Here is a 645-nt window from a genome sequence, read left to right on the forward strand (position 1 = left end):
GGTGGCGGTTGCGGCAACAGACGGGGTGGCCGGGGCCTCGGGCGCTTGCGGCGCCTCCGGGGCGGCGATGGTGGAGACGGTCGTCTCCGGCGGCGTGGCCGTCACGGCCGGGGCCTCCGGGGCGCGGGCCTGCTCCACGGCGGCGGGCGGCGGCTCCACGGGGGCCGGGGCCTGCTGCGGCTCCGGCTCCATGTAGGCAGCCTGCGGCTCCTGCGCGAGCTCCGGCTCATAGCCCTGCTCGTTGGACTGAGCGTAGGCATCCTGGCTCTCCGGGGCGGAAGTGCCCGCGGGAGGCCCGACCTTGCGGCGCACCACGAAGCCCTTGGCGGCGACGGGCGCGGCGGCCTGCTTCGGCTTGCGCTTGTCCAGGATCTTCTGGACCGCGGCGGTGGCCTGGTCATCGTCCAGGGAGGACGAGTGGCTCTTGACGTCGTAACCCAGCCCGGCGAGCTCGGTTACGACCTCCTTGTTGTCGAGCTCAATCCCGTGGCTCTTGAGCTCCTTGGCGATTTCGTGAACGCGCTTCTTCGACATACCTTGATTGGCCTTCTGCTCCGCCAGCGACGAGGCCGAGCACCCTAGTCCAAAGCCGAAATTGTGTGCGAGTGGAGCTTAATAGCCACCTCCCCCCGCAACCTCTCCACC

At 70.1% G+C, this 645-nt stretch carries 1 protein-coding gene; it reads right to left on the reverse strand.

Annotated elements, in window-relative coordinates; all coding sequences use genetic code 11:
• On the reverse strand, positions 1-534 hold a 534-nt coding region (locus D7W81_RS41430), incomplete at its 3' end, for a translation initiation factor IF-2 N-terminal domain-containing protein (protein ID WP_208721700.1).
• Positions 535-645 lie beyond the last annotated feature (111 nt).

This window comes from Corallococcus aberystwythensis, from assembly GCF_003612165.1.
In the GTDB taxonomy this organism is placed as follows: Bacteria; Myxococcota; Myxococcia; order Myxococcales; family Myxococcaceae; genus Corallococcus; species Corallococcus aberystwythensis.